Consider the following 3,273-nt stretch of genomic DNA (forward strand, 5'->3'; position numbering starts at 1 on the left):
CTTTAAATTCTTTATTATTCACTTTAATATCAGCATCTTTCAATAAATCATTGACTACTTGTTGTTTCCATTTACCTGTCGTATCTTGTAGTCTTTGTTGTTCTATATCTTTACGAATTTTATCCTTTACTTCATCAAATGGCTTCAATTCTTTTTTATCCGTCACTTTAATAATATGGTAACCGTAAGTTGTTTTAACCGGCTCACTTACTTGGCCTGCATCTAATTTATACGCAGCTTCCTCAAATTCTTTCACTGTTTGTCCAGGGGCAAAACCAGATATTTCCCCGCCCTGTTCCTTTGAACCAGTATCTTCTGAATACTGTTTTGCTAAGGCAGCAAAATCTTCACCATTATTTACTTTCTCCTTTATTTCTTTAGCCGTTTTTTCATCTTTCACTAAAATGTGACTTACTTTCATTTCTGGTTTATAGTTATCTTTCACATCTTTATCTGTAACTGTTGCTTTAATTGCTTTCTCAAATGCAATTTCTGGCTTCATTTTTTCTTTTAATTCATCTTCATTTTTCAACCCAAGTTGTTCTAAAGTCGATTTAAAGTTTTCACCCATTTTATCTTTTGCTTCTTCTACTTTCTTTTTTGCTTCCTCATCTGAAACTTTATATTTATCTAGCAATGCCTTACTTAACATCATTTGATATAAAGTACTTTCTCCATATTGTTGTCGTAATTCTTTACTTAATTCTTTCTCTGTAACATTTCCTACTTTTGATGTTACTACGTTGTCTGAGGAACCACATGCAGATAATGCTAGCATCATGCATGAAATAATTGTTCCAATAAATATTTTCTTCTTTTTCAATTCAAATACCTCACTTTTATCATTATGCAAATTAACTATACACAGTCATTGTGAAAACAGTGTGTTTTCTACATGTAATTCATTTCATATGAGTTGACTATGTATCATGTATTTTCATTTTTAAATATAAAGAGCCTTCTTACTATGCATAGTAAGAAGGCTCTTTATATAATTCTCAAAAAAATATAGCTTCTATAGTTGCTTAATAATTACATGTTTTTCAGGTATCCAACTATTCTGTCCGATATCTACCGCATTTCCCACTCTACCCCACACTCGAAAAGATGTCGATCCATCTATGTTTCCTTTATAATTCATACATTCAGGCTCTTCATAATAATTTACTCCGTAACCGACAGGATATTTTGAAGTTGCATAAAACCATTTCACATTAAAATGTTTTAAATATACCCACTGCTTATCGTTCCCTAAACAAATCATATCTTGCTCACCGCCTCCCCAATAACCTGCTAAGATTAAATATGGAATTTTTTGAGTGAGTGTACCTGTAAATTGAGGATTCATGGGGTTTTCATATAAATTTATTCCATATCCATCAGGATATTTCGAAACTGCAATACCAATGCCATTTGGTTGCTGTGTATACACTATGTTAGATTGATTTGCTTTGTTCGAATTTATAAACCAAGAAAGTGACTTATTTCCTACTAATCGATTCAGATCACATTTCCCAATCCCAGGAACATTCCCTGAATCCGTATATTGCCACATATCGCATGGATATGCTGGCTTATTCCCTCCATAACGAGGGATCCATACGAAATCAGCTTCAATATTACGTGCTCCAAATGATAGATACGTGTGATGCCCTACATATAATCCTACTTTTTCCGCACCTAAACGGCGTAATTCATCAATAAATGCCTGTGTCCCGCCTTGCATATCTACCATCGTTTGAACTTCTACGTCCGCTACCCAAAACTTAGCAGATTGATCACCACGATTCCAAAAATCTTGTGCCTCTTTCTTTGCATCAGCAATAGATATAAAACGGCAAAAAGCATAATTACCGAATGGGATACTATGCTTTTTCATTTCACTAACATAATTTTGATACATAAAATCCACCGTATTAGAGCCATCTTGAACTCTAGCAATCACTAAATCTAGCTGAGATGCTGCAATATCCCAATTGATAGTTCCATTCCATTTTGAAATGTCTACAATATACCCCATACATTCCAGCTCCTTTTGAATGTCCTATTCATAGCTAGTTTTATTGTAAGCCTCAGCTCTCTAAAACTAGCTATCTATAATATAAGTAAAAAGAATCTTTACTGTTTTTCAAAATATATTCTCTTTCAGAAATATTTCTATTAGCTTTAACATGTATGTCACAAAAAATATTCTCATATTCGAAATATACCTTACTATTTGTTATGTAGTCTCATCCTATCAATTTAAGTATTGAACATTTTTATAGATATTAGAAAAAATCCTCTTATATTATTAACTTAAAACTTCCAGTATCAATTCCCTTTCAGTTAATAAAAATCACTACTCATTTTCTATATATTATTAAGTCAAATGTTGAATTTTTTAATTCATTAAAATATGTGATCCACGGTGGCGAAAGCTGAGCTTGTACATTTTCTTCCAATATTTTATACTACCTCCTTATACCATTCTTACTAACATAATATGTAACAAACTAAAAAATGCATTAGTTATATTAATTAAACATTTTATTTCACATTCTCAATTTCCCCTTTACATCTTTAAGCACTTTTACTACTATGAAATTCTTTATTATAAGCAAATCCACTGAAATTTCATATTATACTAATACGACTCTATATCCTTTAAATTATAATACTCAATATTAGGAGCTGATTTCATGGAAAAAAAACCTATCGTGTTTAAAATTCCACCAAATTCAAAACTAAAAGTTACATTTTTCGGTCCTTGTAACGAAGTAATTACAAATGTGTCTATAATTAATCAACTATGCACCCCTAAATGTCAAACTATCACGCAATATCCAGACTTTCAGAAATATGTAACTGAAGTACGATCGTTATCCCGTTGTTAGTCCGCATAATGCACGATTTTCACAACTTTGTTACCTAAAGATAACTGAGAAAGAAAATAACTGCATTCCTAAATTAAAATTACTCATTTTATGATATTCCATTGATAATTCATTGATTTTTTACACGTTTTTATTAATAGAACATATATTATCGTATGGAGATTATCCACTCATAAAACCTATCTTTCTTTGGAGCATACTTTTTATGTATGCTCTTTTTTTATGTAACCGTCCCCCTTCTAAATTGACCAACAATATATTAAAATTCTTTATATACTCAAGGAGGTCAAATATGTTCAAGTTGCATCCAATACTACTCATCTTAGGATTGATTTTGTTTTTATATAGTGTAATCGCCTTTATGTTATTCTTTTCAGTGTATTAGGATTCCCTACAC

At 31.3% G+C, this 3,273-nt stretch carries 3 protein-coding genes; 1 reads left to right on the plus strand and 2 read right to left on the minus strand.

The annotated features are described in order from the left end of the window. Together ACQGSG_RS27805 and ACQGSG_RS27810 are read right to left on the minus strand one after the other, a co-directional pair. A partial coding sequence (locus ACQGSG_RS27805; protein WP_426948553.1) for a peptidylprolyl isomerase PrsA occupies positions 1-823 on the minus strand: 823 nt, incomplete at its 3' end. Positions 824-1,015: 192 nt separating this feature from the next. Then, entirely contained in the window at positions 1,016-2,020 is a 1,005-nt protein-coding gene (locus ACQGSG_RS27810) for a glycoside hydrolase family 25 protein (RefSeq protein WP_000540659.1), read from the minus strand. A 661-nt stretch (positions 2,021-2,681) separates the two neighbouring features. Here ACQGSG_RS27810 and ACQGSG_RS27815 point away from each other — a divergent pair. Continuing rightward, positions 2,682-2,876 (plus strand): hypothetical protein, encoded by a 195-nt coding sequence (locus ACQGSG_RS27815; RefSeq protein ID WP_000412559.1) that lies wholly within the window; start codon positions 2,682-2,684, stop codon positions 2,874-2,876. The last annotated feature ends 397 nt before the right edge of the window (positions 2,877-3,273 follow it).

The sequence above is a fragment of the Bacillus sp. GMa5/1 genome (assembly GCF_050172015.1).
Lineage (GTDB): Bacteria > Bacillota > Bacilli > Bacillales > Bacillaceae_G > Bacillus_A > Bacillus_A cereus.

Bases quoted from the DNA above. Each gene is read 5' to 3' on its own strand.
- ACQGSG_RS27810 (WP_000540659.1), bottom strand. From the start codon at position 2,020: ATGGGGTATATTGTAGACATTTCAAAATGGAATGGAACTATCAATTGG.
- ACQGSG_RS27815 (WP_000412559.1), top strand. From the start codon at position 2,682: ATGGAAAAAAAACCTATCGTGTTTAAAATTCCACCAAATTCAAAACTA.